The organism is Actinomadura sp. 1N219 (assembly GCF_044326405.1).
Lineage (GTDB): Bacteria > Actinomycetota > Actinomycetes > Streptosporangiales > Streptosporangiaceae > Spirillospora.
The window spans coordinates 164,515-188,859 of record NZ_JBIRAY010000004.1 but is presented as its reverse complement, the minus strand read 5'-3'; the positions used below and the strand labels follow the sequence as shown (position 1 = coordinate 188,859).

The window sequence follows — 24,345 nt, the reverse complement described above, 5'->3', positions numbered from 1 at the left end:
CCGCCGCCGCCTGGCCCTGGCGGCGAGCCTCACGGTGCGCCGGCCTGCCACGGCGGTGACCGTGGTGGGCCTGGTAATCAGCGCCAATCTTCGCTCCGCCGGGCTCGGCTCGCCGCCCGCGGCGTGGTCGCTCCGCCGCTGCTGCCCGCCTGCTAGGCGGCCACCGCCGTGGGTCCCCGTCGCGCCGGACCCCATCGGGCCCCAAAAACGAAACCAGCGGTTCGCTCGATCCGACGGGATCAAGGTGACCGCTGGTAGGTGGCGGAGGATCGGGGATTTGAACCCCGGATGGGCTTGCACCCAAACCGCATTAGCAGTGCGGCGCCATAGACCGGACTAGGCGAATCCTCCAGTAGCCGTGAGGCCCAGACAGGTTACCGGTTCGGCGCGCCTACCGGCAAAGTCTGGCCCGTGGGTCCCAGCAGCATAGTGCGAGACGGCGCCGCTCCGCGAAGAGGACGGGCCGGCGTTCCGCTCCCGGGGCCGCGGGAGCGGATCGCCGATGGTCAGCCGCCCAGCCGGAAGGCACTGAACCCGCAGGCGTCGGCCAGGTCGTTGCCGTGGCGCTGCATGGCGGCGGTGTCCGGCTGCCGGACGCCCGACATGTCGCCGGAGCTCAGCTTCTTCAGCATCTCGGCGGTCTCGTCGAGGTCGCCGGCGAACGCGGTCGCGGCGGTCTCGACGTCGCCGCCGGCGTTCTGGCCTTCGGCGCGCACCTTGGCCGCCGTGTCGGAGAACTTCTGGGCCGTCGTCGAGGCGCCGCTGGGCGACGTCGACGACATGGAACCGGTGGAGAAGGTCCGCAGCTCCTTCTCGATGTTCTTGCACGCGGTCGACTTCTTGCCGCCGGCGATGGCGTCGACCGCGCCGCAGCCCGTGGAACCGAGCAGCAGGCCACCGACGGCGAGGGCGCCGACCAGCTTGGTGGCGGACATGCGCATGGGGATTCTCCTTCAGGGGGGATTGGGCAGAGGACGAGCTAGACCTCACAGGTCACACTAGTCACTGGTACCACTTTGGCGTACCTTGACCACCGAGGGTTCCGTGACTCAAGTCACACTCACGCAACGATGCGTCCGCCAATCGATTCGCGGTCGGGTCGACGGAGCCGGTACAGTAATCCCGGCAAGCACCCGTAGCTCAACGGATAGAGCATCTGACTACGGATCAGAAGGTTAGGGGTTCGAATCCCTTCGGGTGCGCCACCTCAGGGGCCCTTTCCGATCATGGAAGGGGCCTTTGGTCTGTGCCGTGGCCGCCGGTCGCCGGACGGCGCGTCCGGTCGTGAATCGTGCCACATCCCGGCCCTGCGTCGACCGGGTTCGGACCGATGCCCTAGGACGGTCCATTCGCGGGGGATTCGCGGGCCTTTCACCTTCTGATCCGTAGTCAGATGGTCAGTGGGGGAATGTGAGGCGGACGGTCGTTCCCCTGGACGGTTCTGAGAGGAGTTCGGCGCGTCCGCCGTGGGCGGCGGCTATGGCGGCGACGATGGGGAGGCCCAGGCCGGCTCCGGGGGAGTTCTGGTCGGTGCGGTGGAAGCGTTCGAAGGCGCGGGCGGCGTCTTCGGGGGACATGCCCGGTCCCTTGTCGGTCACTTCGATCAGGCCCGGTGCCAGACGGATCGTCGCGGGTGTTCCGGGGGGCGTGTGGGTTCTGACGTTGGCCAGGAGATTGGCCAGCACCTGGCGGATGCGGGGCTCGTCTACCTGGGCGATCAGGGAGTCGGGGGCGTCGAGGGTGACGGGGTGGTCGGGGGTCGCGGCGGTTGCGTCCGCTATGGCGTCTCGGGCCAGGGGGACCAGGTCGGTCGGGGACGGGGCCAGGGACGCCTCGCGGTCCAGGCGGGCCAGTTCCAGCAGGTCGGTGACCAGTTTGTTCATGCGGCCCGCCTCGTCCTCGATGCGGCGCATGGCGTCGGGGAGCTCGTCGGGGCCGAGGGCGCCGTGCCGGTACAGCTCCGCGTAGCCCTGGATGGTCGTCAGCGGGGTGCGCAGCTCGTGCGAGGCGTCGGCGGCGAACTCGCGGACGCGGGCCTCGGAGCGGCTCCGGGCCCAGAACGCCTGCTCGATCCGTTCCAGCATCACGTTGATCGCGGCGGCGAGCCGGGCGGTCTCGGTGCGGGAACCCGGGCCGGGCATGCGGGCGCGCAGGTCGCCGCCGGCGGTGATGGCGTGCGCGGTGGCGGCCATCCGGTCGAGCGGCAGCAGGCCCCGGCCGATCAGGCGGCGGCCGAGGACGATCAGCACGGCGAGCAGGAGCGACGCCGTGGCGATCTCCGACAGGACGAGGTTGCGCACCGCCGAATGGATCTCGTTGAGCGGGGACGCGACGACGACGATGCCGTTCCGCCAGGGGCGTGCCACTGCGCGCAGTCCGGAGAGGGAGAACGGTTCCAGGGTGCGGGCGCGGTCCGACAGTTCGGCCTGGCCGAGCCTCTCGACCTCGGCGACGGCGCGGGCGGGGGACGGCTGGTCGCCGCTCAGGACGCGCACCCGTCCGGCCGGGCCGATGGCCAGGACCACGAACTGTGCCGGGGCGACGCCCTGGTCAGGCAGGCCGGGGCGCAGGAGCCGGGACACGGCGCGGTCGCGGGTGCCCTGGAGCTGCTCGTCCACCCGGTGCATCAGGTAGCCGCGCAGGACGAGCGCGCTGACCAGGCCCATGATCGCCAGCCCGGTGAAGGTGACGGCGAGCAGGCCGGCGAGCAGCCGGGCGTTGAGCGTCATGGCCGCAGCGCGTAGCCCACGCCGCGCTGGGTGTGGATGAGCGGCGTGCCGAGCGGGTCGAGCTTGCGCCGCAGGTAGCTGATGTACGTCTCGACGACCTGCGGGTTTCCGTGGTCCCAGCCCCACACGCCCGCGAGGAGCTGCGTCCGCGACAGGACCATGCCCGCGTTCCGCATCAGGTAGGCGAGGAGGCGGAACTCGGTCGGCGAGAGGTCCACGTCGACGCCGCCGCGCCGGACCCGCCAGTGCGCCTCGTCCAGTTCGAGGTCGGCGACGCGCAGGACACCGGTGTCGGACGGCGCCGGCGAGGCGGGCGGCGGCGCGGCCCGGCGCAGGACGGCCCGCACGCGCGCGATCAGGGCCTCGATCGAGAACGGCTTGGTGACGTAGTCGTCGCCGCCGAGTGTCAGACCGGTGACCGTGTCGGACGGGGTGTCGCGCGCCGTCAGGAAGATCACCGGGACCTGGTCGCCGCCCGCGCGGAGCCGCCGGCACACCTCGAAACCGTCCAGGTCGGGGAGCATGACGTCCAGGAGCACCAGGTCGGGGCGCTCCTCGCCCGCCGCGCGCAGCGCCTCCTCGCCGGTGCCCGCGGTGACGGTCGCGAAGCCGTGGAAGCGCAGCGCGACGTCGATCAGGTCGCGGATGTTGGCCTCGTCGTCCACGACGAGCACCCGCCGGTTCTCGCTCATCGGCTCCCGCAGATCGTGCCGTACGCCCTGGTCGTAGCTCCGACCGTACCGGCCTTAGCGGGGCTTGGGGACGCGGACCAGCCGTGCGTTGCGGGTGTCCCCGGAGCGTTCGCCCGCCACCAGGACCTGGTCTCCGGCGGCGAGCGCCTTGAGCGTGGCCTTCTCTCCGTTCTTGCGGACGCGGGTCTGCGCGTTGGCCGCCCACGTCCAGGTGGCGCCGTCGTCGCTGCGGACGGTGAGGGTCGTGCCCGAGAGCGCGGTGATCTTGCCGCGCTGCCAGGTCGCGAGGTGGAACCCGTCCTTGCGGCGGACGGTGGCCTCGCCGTGGACGCCGCGGAAGGGGCGGGCGTGCCGGTGGGGGTGCCGCTTGCCCGGGTGGCCCTTGCCGTCGCGCCAGTTCTTGCCTTGGGGGCCGTCGCCCCGGTGCGTCTTCGTCCCCGAGTCGGCGGCGGACGGCGACGGCGACGGGTCGGCGGCGGCCGCGGGGACGGCGAGGTAGAGGCCGAGTCCGAGGAGACCGGCGGCGCCGACCCCGGCCGCGATCGTCTTGCGGTTGGTTCGCATGGGGCCCATTCAATCGGTGGTGACTGGTAGAAGTCTGTGCGGAATTCTGGGAGATCCCTGGGAATCTCCGTCGCGGGTCATTTCAGGGCGGCGAGCATGGTGGTGGTGAGGCGGACGGCCTGGTCGCGGGCCTGGGACGGGTCCTCGGCGTCCGCGACGGAGAGGGCCAGCTCGGTCAGCGCGCCGTAGAACGCGGCGGTGGTGAGCGCGAGCGGATGCGGGCCGCCGTCGCCGAGCAGCGCGGTGAGGCGGTCGGTGAGGATGGCGCCGAGGTGGCGCTGGTCGAGTTCGCGCCAGCGCCGCCAGCCGAGCGCGATCGGGCCCTGGAGCAGGACGATCTCGCGGTAGTCGGGGTCGGAGCAGATCTCCAGGAAGGCGCGGATGCCTTCGGCGGCCTGGTCCTCGGGTGCGTCCGCGCGGGCGTTTGCGCGGGCCATCGCGGCGGTGATCCGGGACGCGGCCTGGGTTTCGAGCTCCTCGAAGACGGCCTCGAAGAGGCCCTGCTTGCCGGCGAAGTGGTGGTAGAGGGCGCCGCGGGTGAGCCCGGCGGCGCGGACGAGCTCTTCGGCCGAGACGGCGGTGAAACCGCGTTCCGCGAAGAACCGGCGGCCGGCGTCGAGGAGGGCGGCGCGGGTGCTCTCCGCGTACTGCGCGCGTCGCGCCTTGACCTGCTCCATGCGGCCTGTATAACACATACAAGACGTATGTCAGATGCGTCCTGCATGCGGGGAGGGGACATGGTCGACGTCGCGATCGTGGGGGCGGGCGTGGCCGGGCTGGTCGCCGCGCGCGACCTCGTCCGGGACGGGCGGGACGTGGTCGTCCTGGAGGCGCGCGACCGGGTCGGCGGGCGGCTGCTGAACGGCGAGCTGCCGGGCGGGGAACCGATCGAGGTCGGCGGCCAGTGGGTCGGGCCTGGTCAGGACGCGGTGCTCGACCTGATCGGCGAGCTCGGGCTGTCCACGTACCCGACGTACGACGAGGGGCGGCGCATCGCCGAGATCGGCAGGACGCGCGGCGAGTACACGGGCCGCGTCCCGCGCCTCTCCCCCGTCGTGCTCGCCGACATCGCGCAGGGACAGTGGCGCATCGACCGCCTGACACGCGGAATCCCGGTGGACGCGCCGTGGACCGCCCCGCACGCCGCCCGCCTGGACGCCCAGACCTTCGAGACCTGGATCCGGCGGAACCTGCACACCGCCGGGGGACGCGCCTTCATGCGCCTGATCACCCAGGCGGTGTTCTCCGCCGAGGCCGGGGACCTGTCGGCGCTGTGGGCCGCGTTCTACGTCGCATCCGCGGGCGGGCTTGAACCGCTGATCGAGACGACCGGCGGCGCGCAGCAGGACCGGATCTCCGGCGGCTCCCAGCGCATCGCGCTGGCGCTGGCCCGCGAGCTGGGGGACCGCGTCGTGCTGGACGCGCCGGTTAGGGAGATCGAGTGGACGGACGACGCCGTCCGGCTCCGCGTGCCCGGCCGCGCGGACGTGCGGGCCCGCCGGGCGATCATCGCCGTCCCGCCGCCGCTGGCCGGACGGATCCGCTACACACCCGGGCTGCCCGGCGACCGGGACCAACTCGTCCAGCGGATGCCGATGGGACGCGTCATCAAGGTCAACGTCGTGTACGACGAGCCGTTCTGGCGCCGGGACGGGTTCAGCGGCCAGGTGACCAGTGACCGGCGTCCGTTCGGCATCACGTTCGACAACACGCCGGAGAGCGGCTCGCCCGGCGTGCTGGTCGGCTTCCTGGAAGGACGGCACGCGGACATCGCCGCGCGCCTGACCGCCGAGGAACGCCGCGCCCAGGTCGTCGCCGACCTCGCCGCATACTTCGGGCCGCGCGCCAAGGAGCCCGTCGCGTACATCGAACGAGACTGGGCCGCCGAGGAGTACTCGCGAGGCTGCTACGGCGCGTTCGCCACGCCCATGACCCTGACCCGCTTCGGCCCGTCCCTGCGCCGCCCCGTAGGCCCGCTGCACTGGGCAGGCACCGAGACCGCGACCAGATGGGCGGGCTATATAGACGGCGCCGTCGAATCAGGCCACCGCACCGCCCGCGAAACCACCGCCCTCTAAGCAACCCCCGCCTGGCCACGAACCCGCGTAGCGCGTGAGGACGCTGAACGGCGGGGCGTTTCTAGTTTGCCGCCCTCTAGGCGTCCTGGCGCTTGGTCATGCACCCGCGTTGCGCGTGAGGATGGTCGCTCTTGAGGCAGCGCTTACGTGGACCATCGCTCTTTAACGAGTGCCCCGGCGGCAGGGCCTGGGTGGGTTGCTAGTCAGTGGGGGTGGCGAGGGTTTGTAGGACCTGGTCGCCGTATTTGGCGAGTTTGTTTTCGCCTACGCCGTTGATGCGGCCCAGTTCGGTGAGGGATGTCGGGACAGCGGTGGCGATCTCGCGGAGGGTGGCGTCGTGGAAGATGACGTAGGCGGGGACGCCCTGTTCCTTCGCGGTGGCGGCGCGCCAGGCGCGGAGGCGCTCGAAGATCGGCATCGCCTCGGCGGGCAGCTCGACCGGGGTCTTGCGTTCCTTGGCGGTCTTGGCGGCCTTCGTGGCGGGACGTTCCGGTTCGCGGCGCATCATGACCTGGCGCTCACCGCGCAGGACCTCGGCACTGGCGTCGGTCTGGAGGAGGGTGCCGTGGTCGCTCTCGACGGCGATCAGGCCCTGCGCGAGGAGCTGCCGGACGACGCCGCGCCACTCGGCCTCGCGCAGGTCGGCGCCGACGCCGAACGGCTTGAGGGAGTCGTGGTCGAACTGGATGACCTTCGCGCTCTTCTTGCCGAGCAGGATGTCGATGATGTGCCCGGCGCCGAACTTCTGGCGCCGTTCCCGGTCGAGCCGGACGATGACGGACAGGACCTTCTGCGCGGGGACGGTCGCGTCCCACGATTCGGGCGGTGTCAGGCACGTGTCGCAGTTGCCGCACGGTTCGGCGGACTGGCTGAAGTAGTTCAGGAGCTGGACGCGGCGGCATTCGACGGTCTCGCAGAGCGCGAGCATCGAGTCGAGGTGGGTGGCCTGGCGGCGGCGGAACGCGGCGTCGCCCTCGCCGCCGTCGATCATCTTGCGCAGGTTGACGACGTCCTGCAGGCCGTAGGCGAGCCAGGCGGTGGACGGGAGGCCGTCGCGTCCGGCGCGTCCCGTCTCCTGGTAGTAGCCCTCGACCGACTTCGGCAGGTCGAGGTGGGCGACGAAGCGGACGTCGGGTTTGTCGATGCCCATGCCGAACGCGATGGTCGCGACGATGACGAGGCCGTCCTCCCGGAGGAAGCGCGACTGGTTGGCGGCGCGGGTCCGCGCGTCCAGGCCGGCGTGGTACGGGAGGGCCTCGATGCCGTTCTCGGTCAGGAACGCGGCGTGCTTCTCCACGGAATTGCGTGAGAGGCAGTAGACGATGCCCGCGTCGCCCTTGTGCTCGGTCTGGAGGAGGCGCAGGAGCTGGCGTTTCGCGTCGGTCTTCGGCTCGATCCGGTACTGGATGTTGGGGCGGTCGAAGCTGGCGACGAAGTGGCGGGCTTGTTCGAGTTGGAGGCGGGACGCGATCTCGGCGCGGGTGGCGTCGGTGGCGGTCGCGGTGAGGGCGATGCGCGGGACGTCCGGCCAGCGTTCGTGCAGGCCGGACAGCGTCAGGTAGTCGGGACGGAAGTCGTGCCCCCACTGCGACACGCAGTGCGCCTCGTCGATCGCGAACAGGGACACGTTCGCGCGGTCGAGCAGGTCGACGGTCGCGGGGAGGCGGAGCCGCTCGGGCGCCAGGTAGAGCAGGTCGAGCTCGCCCGCGACGAACTGCGCCTCGACGACCCGGCGCTCGTCGAGATCCTGCGTGGAGTTGAGGAAGCCCGCCTGGACGCCGAGCGTGCGGAGGGCGTCCACCTGGTCCTGCATGAGGGCGATGAGCGGGGAGATGACGACCCCGGTGCCCTTCCGGACCAGCGCCGGGATCTGGTAGCACAGCGACTTCCCGCCGCCCGTCGGCATGAGGACGAGCGCGTCCCCGCCGCCGGCCACATGCTCGATGATGTCCCGCTGGCCGTCCCGGAACGCGTCGTACCCGAACACGCGCCGCAGGACGTCGAGGGTCTCCGGGCTCTCGGGGGAAGTCATCGGCCCATACTATGAGCCGCCGCCGACACCGTCCCGGGTTCTCCTACCTGTGGATAACCTCCACCAACTCGGGGGTGATTTCATCGAGGTCGTCCGCTATGTGGGCCGCCAAGGCGAGGGCGTCGGCGGGCGGCGGGTGCGCCGGGCGGGGGACGGCGATCACCGTCATCTCCGCGGCGTGGGCCGAGCGGAGGCCGTTGGTGGAGTCCTCGATGGCCACGCAGGCGCGGGCGGGCACGTCCAGTTGCGCGGCCACGGTGAGGTATCCGTCCGGCGCCGGTTTGCCCCGGTCGACCTCCTCGGTGGACACGGTGGCGCGGAACAGGCCGTCCACCCTGAGCTGGCCGAGCACCAGGTCGATGAGGGCGCGCGGGGACGAACTGGACAGCCCGAGCGGACGGTACTCCGCCATCCGCCGGACCGCGGCCTTCGCGCCCGGCAGCAGCGGCAACCCGTCCTGGTACCGCTGGGACATCCGGTCGACCACCTCGTAGGCGACGTCCTCGGACGTGACGCCGTCGACGAGGTCGTCCGCGATGTACCCGGCCCACTCCAGGGTGCTCATCCCCATGAGGCGCTCCTGCGTGTCGGGCAGCCAGCGTCCGCCGTGCTCGGCGACGTACGCGCGCCGCACCTCCTCCCACACGGGTTCGGAGTCGATGAGGACGCCGTCCAGGTCGAACACGATGGCCTGCACGGGCATGGTCCCCTCCGCGATCTGTCTCGGTGCGCGTCGCCGCGATCACTACCCGATGCGACCGGGACGGAACCGTGCGCATTGGAACGGACTAACCCGCTCTGACATGGATTAATCCGGGCGAATGCGACATGATCCAGTTTCGTTCTGGCATGGTGGAGACTCTCCGCCCCCTCCGGAGTCAACGCGCAGAGGAGAGCTGCCCATGGTGTTCCTCGGTTTCCTGCTGGTCGCGGCCGCCATCGCCGTCGTCGTCGGGGTCGTCCTCGACAACACCGAGCCCGCGACCCTGATCGTCTACGGCCAGACAGTGCCCGGCGTGAGCGAGCAGTGGCAGGTGTTCTTCGCCGGCGCGGGCGTGGCCGTCGTGTTCTTCACCGGCATGATGCTGACCTTCCTCGGCGCGGGCCGTCGCGTGCGCGACCGTCGCGACCTGCGCGACCTGCGCGAGGAGCACGAGGAGTCGCTGACCACCCTGGAGATGGAGAAGCGGCGCCTGCAGCGGGAACTCGCGCGCGTCCGGGAGAACCCCGCCGCCCGTCCCGGCCCCGGGCAGGCCCCGGTTCCTCCGTCCGGTCCCGCCGGTCCCGCCGGTCCGGGTGGTCCGGGTGGTCCGGGTGGTCCGGGTGGTCCGGGCGGCCACGTGGGTGGGCACCGGCGGTCCGCGCGGCGGGAGACGGCCTCCGCCGTCCAGGGGACCCATGTCGCGGGACGTTCGCAGATCCCGGCCAGTTCCCCGTTCTTCGACCGCCAGGACTGACCCGTCCGCCAGGGCTGAGCCGTCCGCCAGGACTGACCCGTCCGGCCGAATCGCCTGGTGGAGACCCAGGTGATGCGGGACGGGTCGTCCTGGATGATGAGCGGGGCCTTCGCGCTAATCGCCGCGCAGAGGGATGACGAGTCCGGTACGCGCCGATCAGGATCGTAGTGTGCGGATTCTTCTCAAGGTGGGCATCACCGCGGTCGCCCTGTGGGTCGCCACGGTGCTGATCGGCGGCATCTCGGTCGACGGCGACACGGGCGCCCGCCGCGCCCTCACGCTCGTCGCCGTGGCCGCCATCTTCGGCCTGGTCAACACCTTCATCAAACCGGTCATCAAGACGCTCGGCTGCGCCTTCTACGTGCTCACGCTCGGCCTGATCGGCCTCGTGGTGAACGCCCTGCTGCTCTGGCTCACCAGCGAGCTGGCGGGGGAGCTCGACCTGCCGTTCCACGTGACCGGCTTCTGGCCGGCGTTCTGGGGCGCCATCGTCGTCGGCGTGGTCGGCTGGCTGCTCCACCTCGTCGTCCCCGAGAAGGACGACAGGAAGCGCGACAGGAAGGACGACAGGAAGAGGGACTGACCGTCAGCGGGCGTCCACGAGATGTGGAGCGGCGGTCGCGGCGCGCTCGAACGGACCGTCCTCCAGCCCCCACCCACCGCCATTCAACGGACGAGCTCCGCTCGACGAGCCTGTCTCCAGCCTCCCGGCGGGCGCGTCGGCGTATTCGCGGTAGGCCGGCGGACGGACGCCGGGCGCGCTCACGAGGATCCAGCGGCGGGTCCGGACGGCGCCGATGAGGAACTCCGCGTCCGTCAGCGCGCCCGCGTCCGCGACGATCAACGCGTCGAACTCCTCGTCGCGGGCGGTGAGGCCGACCCCGGTGGGCGTGCCGACGACGAGGTCGGCGGTGCGGAGCAGGACGTCGCCTTCCGCCGTCCGCCGGCCGTTCGTGTAGGCGGTGAGCTGCTCGATGCGGGCCATCGCGCGGCGCTGATGCGCGGGGACGGCCTCCGGGTTCTCGGTGGGATCCGAGCCGCAGATCTCCAGGACGTTCTCCCGCGACCGCGCCTCCGTCCGCTCCGCCGTCTCCAGATCGGCCTCCCGGGCGGCCAGTTCCTCCGCGGCCTCGGCGGTGTGGCGTTCGAGGGCCTCCTGCGTGTCCGTCGCCCGGGCCGCTGCGGCCTCCGCGTCCGACCGGGCCTGCCGCGCCGCCGCCAGGGCCTCCTCGCGGGCCGTCCGGGCCGCGTTCACCCGCTGCTCGATGACCTGCGCGGCCTGCTGCGCGGCGTGCGCGCGCCTGCCCTCCTGGTTCGCCTTCTCCACCGCCGCCGACGCCAGCCGCGACTGCTCCTGATGCTCCCGGCCCGCGGTCTCCCGCTCCGTCGCCAGCCAGGTCAGCTCCGTCCCGAGCCGCTCCTGCGCCTCCTGCGCCTGCTGCAGCCGCGCCCCGCCCTCCGACACGAACGACGCCAGACCTCGCCGCACCCGCTCCGCGTGCTCCGCCGCGTCCTTGGCTTCCCGCGCCCGCTTCGCCGCCTCGTCGGCCTCGCGCGTCCGGGCCTTGACCTCGGCGCGCACGCTCCGCAGGTCCGACGGCGGCGACGCGACGTGCAGCCGCTGCCCGAGCGTCATCTTCCGGCGTACCGCTGACAGCGCCGACTCCGCCGAGACCAGCCGGTAGTAGGCGGCGTGCCCTTCGGCTGCCGCGTCCGCGTCCGCGGCCGTTAGCCGGTGCGCTTCCTCAGCCGCCCCTGGGAGCGCCTCCCGCGCGCGTGCCAGCTCGTCGGTGAGCGATGCCTCTGCTTGCCGTGCGCCCTGCAATTCGGCCTGCGCCGTCTTGGCGCGTTCGTCCAGCTGGACGCAGCGCGCGTAGGAGGCGTCGGCCGTCCGGGTCACCGCGTTCGCCTCGGCCGCTGCCTCCTCCGCGATCGTCCGCAGCCGTTCCGCCTCCGCGCGGGGACCGGCCAGCTCCGCCTCCGCCTCCTCCTGGACGGCGGTGAGCCGCTCCGCCTCCGCCTCCGCCCGGACCGCCGCCTGCTCAGCGGCTTCCGCCGCGTGCCGCGACTCCTCGATCGTGCTGTTCAGCGCCGCCCGCTCCGCGTCCAACGCCTCGCGACGGCGCAGGTACCCGGTTCGGACGGCCTGCAGCGCCGCAGAGTCCCTCGGCCACTGCTCCAGCCACATCAGCCCGCGCCGCAGCAGCCGCGCCTCCGTCTCCCACGACAGCCGCCACGCCTCCCCCACCGGCCGCAACGCCGCCGACCGCACCCGCGTCTCCGGCGCCGACGGCCCTTCCGCCGGGACGATCGGTTCCCCCTCGGGCGCGGCGGGAAGCGCCTCAGCCCGCGTCGCGCCCGCCCCCGCACCTGCTTCGGTTTCCGCCGGCGCCGTGCCGCTCGCCTCGGTCTCCGCCGCGATCTCGGGTTCGGACGGTCCGGTCAGGGGCTTGAACTCGACCGTCCCGTTGGATCCGTGCTCCCGCACCGGCGACGGTTCGGGGACCTCCTCGTCGTCCACCGGCGGCAGGGCCTGCGTCTCCACCGAACGAGCCTCCGCCGTCGCCGGCTGGGTCTCGATCATCAGGGAGAACACCTCGGGATCGTCCTCCAGGCGCCGCAGCAGCTCGGCGGCCCGCTCCGGCGTGGGCGCGACCAGCAGCGCCCGCCCGTCCGCGGCGGTCAGCTCCTTGACGCTCTCGTGGACGACGTCGTCCCCGTCCTCCGCCTGGACCAGCCGGAGCAGTTCCGTCTCCTCCAGCGACCCGGGCGCGACGAGGAACCGGGCCACGACCTCCCAATCGCCTGCGACCCGCTCTTCGCGCAGTGCCCGCAAGGCCGCGATATGCGGCGTCCAGCCGACCGGCGGGACGTCCTCGGGCACCGCTTTCAGGCGGTCGTCGAGCTGCTCGTAGAACGCGGTCAGCGACCCGTACACGTCTTCGACCAGGTCACGTCCGCCCCACCCCTCCTCGGGGAGCTTCGTCCCGAGGGGCGGCGTCTCTCCGATCTCCGGCAGCGGCATCGTCCCGAACTCCGCCCGGGGATCCAGCAGCGCTTCGTCGTCCCCGCCTGCGGGCTCGCCGTCCGCGTCCGTCCCGTCATCATCAGCGGCCGGCAGATCGGGCGCTGTCTCCGTGCCGGTGGCCGTCTCGTCGCGCAGATCCGTCTCGTCGCGCAAATCCGAGTCGGCGGCCTCGGCGAGCGGTTCCTCGGCGGCGTCCGATTCGGTGACGGGGGCGTCTTCGATTTCGATGCTGTCGTCAACGGTCACGTCGTCGGAGGGCGATTCCTCAGCGTCCTCCGGTTCGGCGACCCGCACGTCTTCATTTGGGGACGTGTCGGACGTGTCGGACGGGTCGTCCGGCAACGGGAAGGTGATGGTCGGGATCTCGGACTCGGGGACGTAGACGGGCGTGGGCTGCCCATGCTCGGAGGTTTCCGGGCTCTCGTCCTCGGGCCCGTTGCTTCCTGTGGGTTGCTTCACCAACGTCATCCCGTCCCAGATCGACCGCCCGGGGCCGTATTTTCCCCTTCTGCCCGGGACTAACGTCTCACAGGTGAGCGATCACCGGTGGCCGGCCAGCACGGCGTGATGATCTTCACCGTCCCGGGCCTGGGGGTCCGGGTGGACGAGCGCGCCGGACAGCCGGGGCAGCGCGTGCAGCAGGCTGTGCTCGGCCTCGACCGCGATCTGATGCGCGCGGACGACGGTGGACGCCGGGTCAACAACGACATCGCATTCGGCACGGAGCCGGTGCCCGATCCAGCGGAGCCGGACGTCACCCACACCCAACACGCCAGGTGTTGAGGAGAGAGCGGCCTCGGCACGGTCGACCAGGGCGGGGTCGACGGCGTCCATGAGGCGGCGCCAGACCTCGCGGGCCGTCTGCCACAGGACGGTCAGGATCGCGACGGTGATCAGCAGTCCCACGACTGGGTCGGCCCAAGGCGCACCCAATGCGACACCAGCGGCGCCCAGAAGAACAGCGAGCGAGGCGAATCCATCCGTACGGGCGTGGAGGCCGTCCGCCACAAGGGCGGCGGAGCCGATCCGGCGCCCGACGCGCATGCGGTACCGCGCGACCAGCTCATTGCCCACGAACCCGACGAGCGCGGCGCCCGCTACGGCCGCCACGTGATCCACAGGCTGTGGATGAGCGAGGCGCTGGACGGCCGCGTACCCGGCGGCCGTCGCGGACGCCGCGATGGCGAGGACGATGACCACCCCGGCCAGGTCCTCGGCGCGTCCGTACCCGTAGGTGTAGCGGCGGGTCGGCGGGCGCCTGCCGAGGATGAACGCGATGCCCAGCGGGACGGCGGTGAGCGCGTCGGCCGCGTTGTGGAGCGTGTCGCCGAGCAATGCCACCGACCCGGTGAACACGACCACCACCGCCTGAAGGACCGTGGTCGCGCCCAGCCCCGCAAGGGAGATCCACAGCGCGCGCATCCCCTGCGCACTCGCCTCCATGGCCGAGTCCACCTTGTCGCTCGCCTCATGCGAATGAGGCCGCAGCACGTGAAGCACCCGCCCCTTGGCCCGTCCTCCATGCCGGTGACTTTCCCCGCTGCCTTCCCCGTGGACGTGCCCATGCCCATGCCCGTGCCCGCCGATCGGCCCGCCGTGCTCGGCGCCGTGCCCGGCGGTCTGCCCGGCGTCGTGGGCGTGCTTGGGCTCGACGATGGGGCCTTGACGGTGGTCGTCGTCCGGGGCGTGGTCGTGGGTGCTCATAGGTCCACGATGGCGTGGAAAACGCGTTGCAGCATCCCGACAACTGCGCTGTTGTCGCAGGTACGCGGGCTGTGTCAGTGCGGGTTGGTGGCCAGTAGCTCTGCCAGGAGGTCGTCCAGGGTGACGATGCCGGCGAACTCGTCCGCGTCGTTCACGACGGCCAGCTGGGCGCGGGCGCGCCGCATGCGGCTGACCGCGTCCAGGATCGTCGTCTCCGCCGTGAGGACGGGCGCCGGGTGGGCCAGCTCGCCGGCGCGGCGGTCGCCGCCGGGCTCGGTGATGGCGGCCCGGACGTGGACGATGCCCGTCGTCGCGCCGTCCAGGTCGCGGACCAGGAGGCGGTTGTGGCCGCTGGCGGTGGCGGTCCGCCGGATCTGCGCGGCGGTCGCGTCCGCGCCGATCGTGGTGACGGACGTGGCGGGCACGACGAGGTGCCCGACGGTGGCCTCCCGCGCGGAGATCGCGCGGCGCAGCAGCTCGTGGTCGTGCCGTCCGATGAGGCCGAGGCGGCGGGACTCGCCGACCAGGTGGCTGAGCCGGGCCGCGTCGGTGTGCGGGTCGAGCTCGTCCTTCGGCGTGACGCGGAAGAGCCGCAGCAGCGCGTTGGTCGCCGCGTTCAGCGCCGACAGGATCGGCCTGGACACCTTCGCGAACGCGCGGAACGGCAGGGCCAGGATCAGCGCCGCGCGTTCCGGGTGCGTGATCGCCCAGGACTTCGGGGCCATCTCCCCGATGACCATGTGCAGGAACGTGACGACGGCGAGGGCGCAGGCGAGCGCGATGGCCTTCGCGCCCGTCTCCGGGACGCCGAGCGCGTGCAGCGGCGGTTCGAGGAAGTGCTCGAACGCGGGCTCGGTGACGATCGCGAGGCCCAGCGAGCACATCGTGATCCCGAACTGCGCGCCGGCGAGCATCAGCGACAGCTCGCGGACGCCCGCGAGGGCGGCGACCGCGGGACGGCTGCCCTTCGCGGCGGCGCGCTCCAGCTGCGGCCGGTTGGCGGCGACGAGCGCGAACTCGGCCGCCACGAAGAACCCGTTCCCGACCAGCAGCAGGGCGGTGATCAGCAGGGTGGTCAGCGGGTCCATGACGCCTCCACCGTGCCGCCCTCGGAGGCGGCCTCGGCGGCCTCGGCCTCAGCGGTCTCGGCCTCGGCGGTCTCGGTCTCAGCGGTCTCGGCAGCCGGGGCGGGGGACTCGCAGGGCGGGTCGGAGACTTCCGGGCGGTCCGCGGGGGCGGCCGCGGTCGCCGTCCGGATCTGGATCTTCTCGGCGACGCGGCGGGCGACGCTGACGACCTCCAGCTCCACCGGCCCGCCGTCCAGGTCGACGGTGAGGCGGTCGCCGGGGCACGGCAGCCGGCGCAGCTCCGCCATGACGAGCCCGCCGAGCGTGTCGTAGGCGTCGCCCTCGGGCAGGTCGAGGCCGGTGAGGCGCTCGACCTCGTCGATGCGCATGCTCGCGTCGACGAGCCAGGACCCGTCCGGGCCGGACGTCGGGGCGTCCTCCCGGCGGTCGGTCTCGTCGGCGATCTCCCCGACGAGCTCCTCGGCGACGTCCTCGAAGGTGAGGATGCCGGCGAGGCCGCCGTACTCGTCCACGACGCAGGCGAACTCCTCGCCCGCGTCCCGCATCTGCTCGATGACGCCGTACAGCGGCTGGCTGCCGGGGACGAGCAGCGCCTGCCGGGTGACCTCGCCGACCGGGGTGGACGGGTCCAGCCCGTCGTCGGCGACCTCGCGGACGCCCGCGACGCCGACGACGTCGTCCACCTCCTGCCCGTAGACGGGGTACGCGCTGTGCCCGGTCTCGCGGATCAGCGCGACGAGGTCGGAGAGGGGCGCGGTGGCGGGCAGCGTCCGGACGTGCGGGCGCGGGACCATGACCTCGTCCGCCGTGAGGTCGCCGAACGACACGGCCCGCTCCAGCAGCCCGGACAGGTCGGCGGGCAGGTGCCCGGAGATGTGCGACTTGCCGATGATGTCGCCCAGCTCTTCGAGCGTCGCGCCGCTGTGCAGCTCCTCGACGGGCTCGACGCCGACGGCGCGCAGCAGACGCTCTGCCGCGCGGTCGAACAGCCGGATCAGCGGACCCGCCACTGTCAGGTACACGAGCGTGGACGCGGCCAGCGCGCGCGCCAGCGATTCGGCGCGCGCGAGCGCGAGGTTCTTGGGGAACAGCTCGCCGAGCAGCATCTGGATGAGCGTCGCCAGGACGAACCCGGTGGCGAGCGCGATCGCGCCGGTCGCCCCCTCGGGCACGCCCGCGACCTCCAGGGCCGGACGGATCAGCTCCGCGAGCGCGGGTTTGGCGATGAAACCGACGACCAGGGTCGTCATCGTGATGCCGAGCTGCGCGCCCGACAGCATGAACGACAGCCTGCCGATGACCTTGACCGCACGCCGGGCGGACGTGTCACCCCGTTCGGCGGCCTGTTCCAGCGTCGCGCGGTCGGCGGCGACGAAGGCGAATTCCTGGGCGACGAAGTATCCGGTGGCGGCGGTCAGAAGGACCACCGCGAGCACTCCCAGCACCGCGCTCAGCATGAGGCGCCGGGTCTATCAAGGGGGTCCGACACTGCGGACTCACCACTCCTCTCGTACAGGACTACCTGTCGTAACGTCACCCCGGACACCGAGGTTCCCGATGCACAGAGTACGTCCAGGGAGGTCACCCGCCTACGTCCCGGAAGGTCACCGGCCACGCCCGGCCGCTCGTGCCCGGACGGCGGGTCGGCAGGGGGGCCGTCGCGGACGGTCGATCATCTGGGGCAGAATGACGCTTGTCTCGTTCAGTGTCACGGATCACACTTGTATGAGAGGGTACGTCCGATACTGGGCAGGTCCGTGCTCCCAGACCGCCTGACGGGCATGCTCAGGGGGATGGTTGGAGAGCGATCGCGGGGCTGACGTTGGAGCAGAGCGGGGCCGGGGCTGCCGCGCCCATGAGCCGTGAAGGCGTCGACCATGCCCTGCGGAAGCTTCGCGAGGAACGCGACCGCATCTCCGCGTCGCTCCTCGACCTCGACGGGCATGAGGGCAGCCGCCTCCTCGAAGGCGCCCGGCTCACCGGGGAGACATGGCGGCGCTGGGAGGACGCGAAGACCAGGATGACGACGCTGTGGGCGCTGTTCGACGCCTACCAGCGCGTCCTGGACGCCGCGTCCGAGCTGCGCGAGCGCTCGTCCCGCCCGGACGCCGCGACGCTGGTCGAGCTGACCGGGATGCTCGCGGGCCAATCCGTCGAACTGCCCGACGGCGAGATCCCGCTGCAGGACCGCACGCTCCTCGGCCCGCAGGAACGGCGCGCGACGCTGGACGAGGCCGTCACGATGATGTCCGCCGCCTACGACTTCGTCGCGGGCGAGATCGCCGCCGCCGACGCCGCCTGGACGGCCCTCCTCCTCCCCCTCGAAGAGGTGGAGGAGAGCTGGCGGGACACGGCGCGGCTCGCGCACACCCTCGACGGCACCCGCCATCCCGAGCTGGACCGCGTCGGCCGCGAGCTGACCGCGCTCGGCCGCGTCGTCCGCACCGACCCGCTGTCGCTCGTCCGGGACGGCCGTCCCGACACCGGCCGGCTCGACCGCGTCCGCGCCGTCCTGACCTCGCTGGGGGACGAGCTCACCGGCGTCGCCCGGATGCGGGACGACTACGCGGAGCTCGTCGCGCGGGTCACGGCGTCCATCGAGGAGGTCGAGAGCACGGAGCGGCGCGCCTGCGAGGCCCACGCCACCGCCCTCGTCAAGATCCAGTCGCCGAACCTGCCGGCGCCGTCCCAGGGCCTCGGCATCGCGCTCCGCGACCGGCTCGCCGCCCTGGAACGGCTCCGCGAGGCGGGCCGCTGGGTCGAGCTGGCCGGACGGTTCGCCGAGCTCGACCGCGCCGCCGCCGAGGCGCTGGAACGTGCGCGCGGCGACCTGCGTCTCAGTGCCGGTCTGCTCGACCGGCGCGGCGAGCTGCGGGGCCGCCTGGAGGCGTACCGCGCCAAGGCCGCCCGGCTCGGCGTCGTCGAGGACGAGCAGCTCACCGAGCTGTACGGGGAGGCCCGCGACATGCTGTGGACGGCGCCGTGCGACCTGCGAAGGGCCACCACGGTGCTCGCGGAGTACCAGCGAGCGGTCAGGGCGTGCGAAAGCGAGACGGGGACCCGCCGATGAACCGATGCACCCAGCCCGGCTGCACCGGCGAAGTGGAGGCCGACGGCTTCTGCGACGTCTGCGGCATGGCCCCCGCCACGCCCACCGAGGCGCCCCCGCCGGCTGAAGCTCCGCAGTCGGCTGGAGCCGCGCAGACCGCCGAAAGCGCGCAGACCGCTGGAAGCGCGCAAGCCGCTCAGGGCGCGCAAGCCGCTCAAGCTGCCCAGCCCGCTGAGGCCGCGCAGTTCAGGCAGGCCGCGCCGTCTTCTGGTGCCGCGCAGGGTGCTCAGGGTGCTCAAGGTGGGCAGGCGGGGCCGGGAGTGGTGCCGCGGCAGGGGGGCGGGAGGTCCTCGGCTTCCGGGGCTGGGCGGGCTGGGGTGACCAGGCAGCAGAATCCGGTGGCGCCTCCGACCACGAGGCAGCCGGGTGGGTCTGTGCCGTCCGCGCCCAGTGGACGGACGGGCCCGAGTTCGGCTTCGAGTGGTTCGGCCAGCAGCGGGTCGCGGACGCTCGGGTCCGGACGGACGGCGTCGCGCGGCGGGACGCGGGGGACGGGGTCAGGCGGGTCGGCGCGGCGCGGGATGCTCGGCGCCGGGCTGGTCGAGGTGCCGCCCGTCCCGGCGCGCGACCCGGCCTCGGCGATCATGGAGAAGCCGGAGGTCCCGGAGAACAGGCGGTACTGCAGCCGGTGCGACGAGAAGGTCGGCCGCAGCCGGGACGGGCGGCCGGGACGCACCGAGGGGTTCTGCGCGAACTGCGGGCATCCGTTCTCGTTCACGCCGAAGCTCCACGCGGGCGAGCTGATCGGCGGGCAGTACGAGGTGCTCGGGTGCCTGGCGCACGGCGGGCTCGGCTGGGTGTATCTGGCCCGCGACCACAACGTCAGCGACCGGTGGGTCGTCCTGAAGGGGCTGCTCGACACCGGGGACGCCGACTCGCTGGCCGCCGCGACGGCGGAGCGGGCGTTCCTCGCCGAGGTCGAGCATCCGAACATCGTCAAGATCTACAACTTCGTCCGGCACGACGACTCCGGCTACATCGTGATGGAGTACGTCGGCGGGCGGTCGCTGAAGGACATCCTGCTGAGCGTCCGCCGCGAGCACGGCGACACGGCCGCTCTGCCGCTCGGCCAGGTCATCGCGTACGGGCTGGAAGTGCTGAGCGCGCTCGGCTACCTGCACGGCGTCGGGCTCCTGTACTGCGACTTCAAGCCGGACAACGCGATCCAGTCGGAGGAGCAGCTCAAGCTGATCGACCTCGGCGGGGTGCGGCGGGCATTCGACGTCGACAGCCCGATCTTCGGGACGCCCGGCTACCAGGCCCCCGAGATCGGCTCGCGGGGCCCGTCGATCACGTCCGACCTGTACACGGTGGGACGGACGCTGGCGGTGCTGAGCTTCCCGTTCCGCGGCTACACCGGACGGCATCTGCGCAGCCTGCCGCCCCGCGAGGAGGTGCCGCTGTTCCAGCGGCACGAGTCGTACCACCGGCTGCTGCGCCGCGCCACGCACCCCGACCCGACCCGCCGTTTCCAGAGCGCCGCCGAGATGGCCGAGCAGCTCACTGGCGTCCTGCGGGAGGTGCTGTCGGCCGAGGACGGACGGCCACGCCCCGCGCCGTCGCCGCTGTTCGGGCAGGAGCAGCAGACCGCCGGGACGGACATCGTCGGCGGCCTCGGCCCGGCGTCCGGCCAGAACGGCACCGGTGCGTCGTCGCAACCGCCGATCCTCGCCCCGCTGGAGCCCGGGGCCGCCGCGGCGGCGCTGCCCGTCCCGCTGGTGTCGGGGGCGGATCCGGCGGCCGCGTTCCTCGCCGGGCTCACCGCCCGCGACCCCGGCGACCTGGCGGCGGCGCTGAGCGCGGCGCCGGTCGCGTCCCGGGAGGTCAGGCTGGCGCTGGTCCGGGTCCGGATCGAGCTTGGCGACCTGGACGGCGCGCACCGCCTCCTGGAGGAGCTCGCCGTCGAGGACCCGGACGACTGGCGCGTCGACTGGTACCGCGGCGTCCGCGCCCTCGCGGACGGGCGGGGCAGGGACGCGAGCGCCGTTTTCAACGACCTGTACGACCTCGCGCCCGGCGAGCAGGCGCCGAAGCTGGCGCTCGCCTTCTGCAACGAGCTGATGGGCGTGATCCCGCAGGCCGACCGCTTCTACGAGACGGTCTGGCGCACCGACCCGACGCATGTGAGCGCCGCGTTCGGCCTGGCCAGGACCCGTCTCGGGAACGGCGACCGGGCCGCCGCCGAACGCGTCCTGGACTCGGTGCCGCGGATCTCCAGCCACTATCTCGCCGCGCAGCTCGCGGCCGTCGCGGTCGCCGTCCGCGGCCGGGGCCCGGCCGACCTGAACGCGCCGACGCTGATCGAGGCGGGCCGCCGCCTCGCGTCCCTCCGGCTGGACACCGAGCGCGCCGCGGCGTTCGCCGCCGAGGTGCTGGAGGCCGCGCTCGCCTGGGTCCGGACCGGCCGCACGCTCCCGGCCGGGGTGCGGCAGCCGATCCTCGGGACCGGGCTGGACGAGCCGTCCCTCCGCGTGAAGCTGGAGGAGACGTACCGCGTCCTGGCCAAGCTCGCCGACGGCGCTGAACACCGGCACAGGATGGTCAGGCGCGCGAACGCCGTGCGTCCGAGGACGCTGTTCTGACGATGGACGCCGACCAGCACACCCATGCCGGGCTATGCCGCACCTGCGGCGCGCCCGCCCGTGTGCGCGACCGCTTCTGCGAGCAGTGCGGCCGTCCAGACCCGACCGCCCCGGACCGAACGTGCGCCGACTGCGGGACCGGCTCCATCGGGACGGACGGCTACTGCGACCAATGCGGCTTCCGCCAGCCGGGCGAGCGGGAGCACGTCGAGGCCGAGCTGGGCGGGTTCGCGGCGGCGGTGAGCGACCTCGGGCTGAAGCGCAAGCGCAACGAGGACGCGTTCACGCTCGCGCCCCTGCCCGGCGGGGCGTGCGCCGTGGTGTGCGACGGCGTCGCGACGGCACCGGGCTCGGAGGAGGCGTCGCGGCTGGCGGCGGAGGCGGCGGCGTCCGTCCTGGCCGGGCGCGTCTCGGTCGGCATGGACCCGGAGGCCGCCACGCGCGCGGCGGCGGAACGGGCGGCCGAGGTCGTCGCGAGCCTCAGCGAGGACCCGAAGGACCTGGACGGCGCGCCCGCCTGCACATTCGCGTCGGCCGTCGTGGACGGAGCGGGCGTCACCGTCGGCTGGGTCGGGGACAGCCGCGTCTACTGGCTCTCGCCCGGCGCCTCGTTCCTGCTGACGCGGGACGACTCGTGGGCCGCGCAGATGATCGAGCGCGGCGAGATGAGCGCGGCGGACGCGTGGGCCGACCGGCGCGCGCACCTGCTGACGGCCTGGCTCGGCGCGGACGCGGGGATCGTCAAACCGCAGGTCGCGGCGTTCCGGCCCGCCGGTCCGGGCATGGTCCTGATCTGCAGCGACGGCCTGTGGAACGACCTGCCGGAGGCGGCGGACCTCGCGGCCGTGGCCTTCACAGACGAAGACGGCGAAGACGGCGGGGTCGGCCCCGGCGGGCGGACGGTCCGCGCGGCGCGGCGGCTGCTGCGCGCGGCGCTCGACGCGGGCGGGCACGACAACGTCACGGCGGTGCTGATCGCGTGGCCGCCGCCGGGAGCGAGCGGGCCACCGGGAGCGGGCGGGCCGCCAGGAGCGGGCGGGTCGCCAGGAGCGAGCAGGGAGCCGGGAAGATGAGCGACGTCCCCGAGTTCACGGTCCGCGTGGACCAGAACGCCTACCTCCCGGCCGGCGGACGCGAGATGCACGCGATCGTGACCGTCGAGGCGCGCTCGTCCAGGGCCGACGCCACCGGCACCGGCACCGGCACCGGCACCGGAAATGATGGAGGACGCGCGCCCGCCGCCGAGATCATCCTCATCGACACCTCGGGCTCGATGTCGTACCGGGGCAAGATGGCCGCCGCGAAACGGGCGGCGCGGGCGGCGGTGAACGTGCTGCGCGACGGCGTCCACTTCGCCGTCGTCGCGGGCGCGAACCGGCCGCGGATGATCTACCCGCAGGGGGAGCGGCTCGTCGCGGCGGACGAGACGTCCCGCCGGAGCGCCGTGCAGGCCGTCCAGCGGCTGGAGGCGGCGGGCGGGACGGCGATCGGGTCCTGGCTGCTCCTCGCCGACCGGCTGTTCACCGGTTACGACGACGCCGTCAAGCACGCCATCCTGCTGACCGACGGCAAGAACCAGCACGAGTCCGCCGGGGAGCTGGACGCGGCGCTGCGCGCCTGCTCGGGCCACTTCCTCTGCGACGCGCGCGGCGTCGGCACCGACTGGGACGTCGCCGAGCTCCGCAAGATCACCTCCGCGCTGCTGGGCGGGTTCCTGGACGTCCCCGACCCGGCGGACCTGGAGGCCGACTTCCTCGCGATGACCCGCACCGCGATGAGCAAGGAGGTCGCGGACGTGTCCCTGCGCGTGTGGACGCCGAAGCAGGCGCGGCTCCGGTTCGTCAAGCAGATGGTCCCCGCCGTGGAGGACCTCACCGGCAGGCGTGTCGAGTCCGGGACGCAGACGGGCGACTACCCGCTCGGCGCGTGGGGGGACGAGACCCGCGAATACCACCTGTGCGTCGAGATCGACGAGCCGGGCGACGTGGGACGGCAGATGCGGGCCGCGTGGGTGAAGCTCCTCGCGGGCGACGACGTCCTCGCGTCCGGGAACGTCCTCGCCGAGTGGACGGACGACGAGGCCAGCTCGACGCGGATCAGCGGACGCGTCGCGCACCACACCGGCCAGTCCGAGTTGGCCGAGGCCATCCAGCAGGGCCTGGAGGCGCGCCGGACGGGCGACGAGGACACGGCCACGGCCCGCCTCGGACGCGCCGTGGTGCTGGCCCGCGAGGTCGGCAACGAGCAGATCTCCGACCTGCTGGACCGCGTGGTGGACGTCGTCGACCCAGCGAGCGGCACGGTGCGGCTGAAGCGGGAGGTGTCCAAGGCGGACGAGATGTCGCTCGACACCCGCTCCGTCCGGACGGTCCGAACCCGCCACGGCGAAGAGCGCAAAGACCCCGATGAGCGTGATGAGCACGACGAGCGGGGAGGAGGCTGAGGCCCATGCCGGTCTGCCCGCGCGGGCACGCGTCCGAGGCCGCCGACTACTGCGACGTCTGCGGCGACCTCATGCCGGGCGCCCAACGCGCCGAACCCACCCCGTCACCCCAGCCCGAGGCGCAGGCGGCCACGACGGCTCCGGCATGCCCGCACTGCGACACCCCTCGCTCCGGCCGCTTCTGCGAGGTAGACGGATACGACTTCGACACCGGCGCGCTCCACACCATCCAGCTCTCAGCCATCCGGACCGCCGCCCCGGCCGTCCAGCCGAGGCCGCTGGTTCCGTCGCAGCGGAGCGGCAGCGGCCCGCATGCCGCGCCGCACGTCGCGCCGCCCGGCCCGGCAGCGCTGATCGCCGCCGACCGCGCGTACTTCGACTCCGTGGTCGCGCAGATGGGCCCGGACGCGTCGGCGCTGACGTTCCCGCCGTACTGCCCGGACCGCCGCGTCCCGCTGATCGGGGACCAGGTCCGGATCGGGCGGCGCAGCACGTCCCGCGCCCTCCTGCCTGAGATCGACCTGAGCGTCCCGCCCGAGGACCCCGGCGTCTCGCACCTGCACGCCGTCCTCCTCGCGCGGCCAGACGGGACCTGGAACCTGGTCGACCCCGGTTCGACGAACGGCACCACGGTGAACGGCGGGCAGGACCCGATCGAGGTGAACGTGCCGGTACCGGTCGCCGACGGCGACCGCATCCACGTCGGCGCGTGGACGACCATCACTTTGTCCTTGCAGGAAGGCCCGCCATGACGATGACTCCGCCCCACAGATCATCGGTCCGGCCGGGTCCCCCCGCCCCCCGTCCGCCCGCTCCACGCCCGGCCCCGCCTCCGCCGT

General features: G+C 72.9%; 20 protein-coding genes and 2 tRNA genes. 9 read left to right on the top strand and 13 right to left on the bottom strand.

What is annotated here, in order from left to right; all coding sequences use genetic code 11:
* Window positions 1-259: 259 nt before the first annotated feature.
* Together ACH35V_RS15680 and ACH35V_RS15675 are read right to left on the bottom strand one after the other, a co-directional pair.
* Window positions 260-351: transfer RNA gene (locus tag ACH35V_RS15680), tRNA-Ser, on the bottom strand.
* A 155-nt stretch (window positions 352-506) separates the two neighbouring features.
* On the bottom strand, window positions 507-941 hold the full coding sequence (locus ACH35V_RS15675; RefSeq protein WP_395972976.1) for a hypothetical protein: 435 nt from the start codon (window positions 939-941) through the stop codon (window positions 507-509).
* 188 nt (window positions 942-1,129) lie between these two features.
* Between ACH35V_RS15675 and ACH35V_RS15670 the strand changes: the two genes are divergently transcribed.
* Window positions 1,130-1,205, top strand: a tRNA-Arg gene (locus ACH35V_RS15670).
* Window positions 1,206-1,397: 192 nt separating this feature from the next.
* Here the strand turns inward: ACH35V_RS15670 and ACH35V_RS15665 are convergent.
* The 4 genes from ACH35V_RS15665 to ACH35V_RS15650 form a co-directional block, all read right to left on the bottom strand.
* A complete protein-coding gene (locus tag ACH35V_RS15665; protein WP_395972974.1) occupies window positions 1,398-2,729 on the bottom strand; it encodes a sensor histidine kinase in 1,332 nt (443 codons plus the stop codon).
* Window positions 2,726-3,421: a response regulator transcription factor gene (locus tag ACH35V_RS15660; RefSeq protein WP_395972972.1), complete on the bottom strand. Its 696-nt coding sequence runs from the start codon at window positions 3,419-3,421 to the stop codon at window positions 2,726-2,728. Before ACH35V_RS15660 ends, ACH35V_RS15665 begins: the two co-directional genes overlap by 4 nt.
* 54 nt (window positions 3,422-3,475) lie before the next feature.
* Window positions 3,476-3,985 carry a DUF5666 domain-containing protein gene (locus ACH35V_RS15655; protein ID WP_395972970.1) on the bottom strand — a complete coding sequence of 170 codons (510 nt, stop codon included), beginning with the start codon at window positions 3,983-3,985 and terminating at the stop codon, window positions 3,476-3,478.
* Between the two features lie 77 nt (window positions 3,986-4,062).
* Window positions 4,063-4,662, bottom strand: coding sequence for a TetR/AcrR family transcriptional regulator (locus tag ACH35V_RS15650; RefSeq protein ID WP_395972969.1), 600 nt, complete (start codon window positions 4,660-4,662; stop codon window positions 4,063-4,065).
* A gap of 60 nt (window positions 4,663-4,722) precedes the next feature.
* Between ACH35V_RS15650 and ACH35V_RS15645 the strand changes: the two genes are divergently transcribed.
* Window positions 4,723-6,063 (top strand): flavin monoamine oxidase family protein, encoded by a 1,341-nt coding sequence (locus tag ACH35V_RS15645; RefSeq protein ID WP_395972968.1) that lies wholly within the window; start codon window positions 4,723-4,725, stop codon window positions 6,061-6,063.
* A 199-nt stretch (window positions 6,064-6,262) separates the two neighbouring features.
* On the opposite strand, the gene recQ is transcribed toward ACH35V_RS15645, so the two are convergent.
* Complete coding sequence (gene recQ / locus ACH35V_RS15640) at window positions 6,263-8,095, bottom strand: DNA helicase RecQ (protein ID WP_395972966.1); 1,833 nt, start codon at window positions 8,093-8,095, stop codon at window positions 6,263-6,265.
* Between the two features lie 43 nt (window positions 8,096-8,138).
* Window positions 8,139-8,798 (bottom strand): HAD family hydrolase, encoded by a 660-nt coding sequence (locus tag ACH35V_RS15635; protein WP_395972964.1) that lies wholly within the window; start codon window positions 8,796-8,798, stop codon window positions 8,139-8,141.
* A gap of 199 nt (window positions 8,799-8,997) precedes the next feature.
* Between ACH35V_RS15635 and ACH35V_RS15630 the strand changes: the two genes are divergently transcribed.
* Together ACH35V_RS15630 and ACH35V_RS15625 are read left to right on the top strand one after the other, a co-directional pair.
* Window positions 8,998-9,552, top strand: coding sequence for a hypothetical protein (locus ACH35V_RS15630; protein WP_395972962.1), 555 nt, complete (start codon window positions 8,998-9,000; stop codon window positions 9,550-9,552).
* 169 nt (window positions 9,553-9,721) lie between these two features.
* The gene (locus ACH35V_RS15625; protein ID WP_395972960.1) at window positions 9,722-10,135 is read left to right on the top strand and encodes a phage holin family protein; all 414 of its coding nucleotides are present in this window, start codon (window positions 9,722-9,724) and stop codon (window positions 10,133-10,135) included.
* 3 nt (window positions 10,136-10,138) lie between these two features.
* Here ACH35V_RS15625 and ACH35V_RS15620 read toward each other — a convergent pair whose 3' ends face one another.
* The 4 genes from ACH35V_RS15620 to ACH35V_RS15605 all read right to left on the bottom strand — a co-directional run bounded on the left by ACH35V_RS15620 (window position 10,139) and on the right by ACH35V_RS15605 (window position 16,817).
* Window positions 10,139-13,039, bottom strand: a complete 2,901-nt coding sequence (locus tag ACH35V_RS15620; RefSeq protein WP_395972959.1) for a hypothetical protein — start codon at window positions 13,037-13,039, stop codon at window positions 10,139-10,141.
* Window positions 13,040-13,120: 81 nt separating this feature from the next.
* The gene (locus ACH35V_RS15615; protein WP_395972958.1) at window positions 13,121-14,284 is read right to left on the bottom strand and encodes a cation diffusion facilitator family transporter; all 1,164 of its coding nucleotides are present in this window, start codon (window positions 14,282-14,284) and stop codon (window positions 13,121-13,123) included.
* 74 nt (window positions 14,285-14,358) lie between these two features.
* Window positions 14,359-15,372 carry a hemolysin family protein gene (locus ACH35V_RS15610; protein ID WP_395972956.1) on the bottom strand — a complete coding sequence of 338 codons (1,014 nt, stop codon included), beginning with the start codon at window positions 15,370-15,372 and terminating at the stop codon, window positions 14,359-14,361.
* Window positions 15,360-16,817 carry a hemolysin family protein gene (locus ACH35V_RS15605; protein ID WP_395972955.1) on the bottom strand — a complete coding sequence of 486 codons (1,458 nt, stop codon included), beginning with the start codon at window positions 16,815-16,817 and terminating at the stop codon, window positions 15,360-15,362. Before ACH35V_RS15605 ends, ACH35V_RS15610 begins: the two co-directional genes overlap by 13 nt.
* A 410-nt stretch (window positions 16,818-17,227) precedes the next feature.
* Here ACH35V_RS15605 and ACH35V_RS15600 point away from each other — a divergent pair, with 410 nt between their 5' ends.
* Window positions 17,228-18,442 (top strand): hypothetical protein, encoded by a 1,215-nt coding sequence (locus tag ACH35V_RS15600; protein WP_395972954.1) that lies wholly within the window; start codon window positions 17,228-17,230, stop codon window positions 18,440-18,442.
* Window positions 18,443-18,716: 274 nt separating this feature from the next.
* Here the strand turns inward: ACH35V_RS15600 and ACH35V_RS15595 are convergent, their stop codons facing one another.
* Entirely contained in the window at window positions 18,717-19,067 is a 351-nt protein-coding gene (locus ACH35V_RS15595) for a hypothetical protein (protein WP_395973448.1), read from the bottom strand.
* Here ACH35V_RS15595 and ACH35V_RS15590 point away from each other — a divergent pair.
* From ACH35V_RS15590 to ACH35V_RS15575, 4 genes are read left to right on the top strand one after another with little or no spacing between them, the layout of a single operon-like run.
* Entirely contained in the window at window positions 19,003-21,063 is a 2,061-nt protein-coding gene (locus ACH35V_RS15590; RefSeq protein ID WP_395973423.1) for a tetratricopeptide repeat protein, read from the top strand. The genes ACH35V_RS15595 and ACH35V_RS15590 overlap by 65 nt on opposite strands.
* A 2-nt stretch (window positions 21,064-21,065) precedes the next feature.
* Entirely contained in the window at window positions 21,066-22,136 is a 1,071-nt protein-coding gene (locus tag ACH35V_RS15585; protein ID WP_395972953.1) for a protein phosphatase 2C domain-containing protein, read from the top strand.
* Entirely contained in the window at window positions 22,133-23,506 is a 1,374-nt protein-coding gene (locus ACH35V_RS15580; RefSeq protein WP_395972952.1) for a VWA domain-containing protein, read from the top strand. The genes ACH35V_RS15585 and ACH35V_RS15580 overlap by 4 nt, the downstream gene beginning before the upstream one ends.
* Window positions 23,507-23,511: 5 nt before the next feature.
* Complete coding sequence (locus tag ACH35V_RS15575; protein WP_395972951.1) at window positions 23,512-24,258, top strand: FHA domain-containing protein; 747 nt, start codon at window positions 23,512-23,514, stop codon at window positions 24,256-24,258.
* Window positions 24,259-24,345 lie beyond the last annotated feature (87 nt).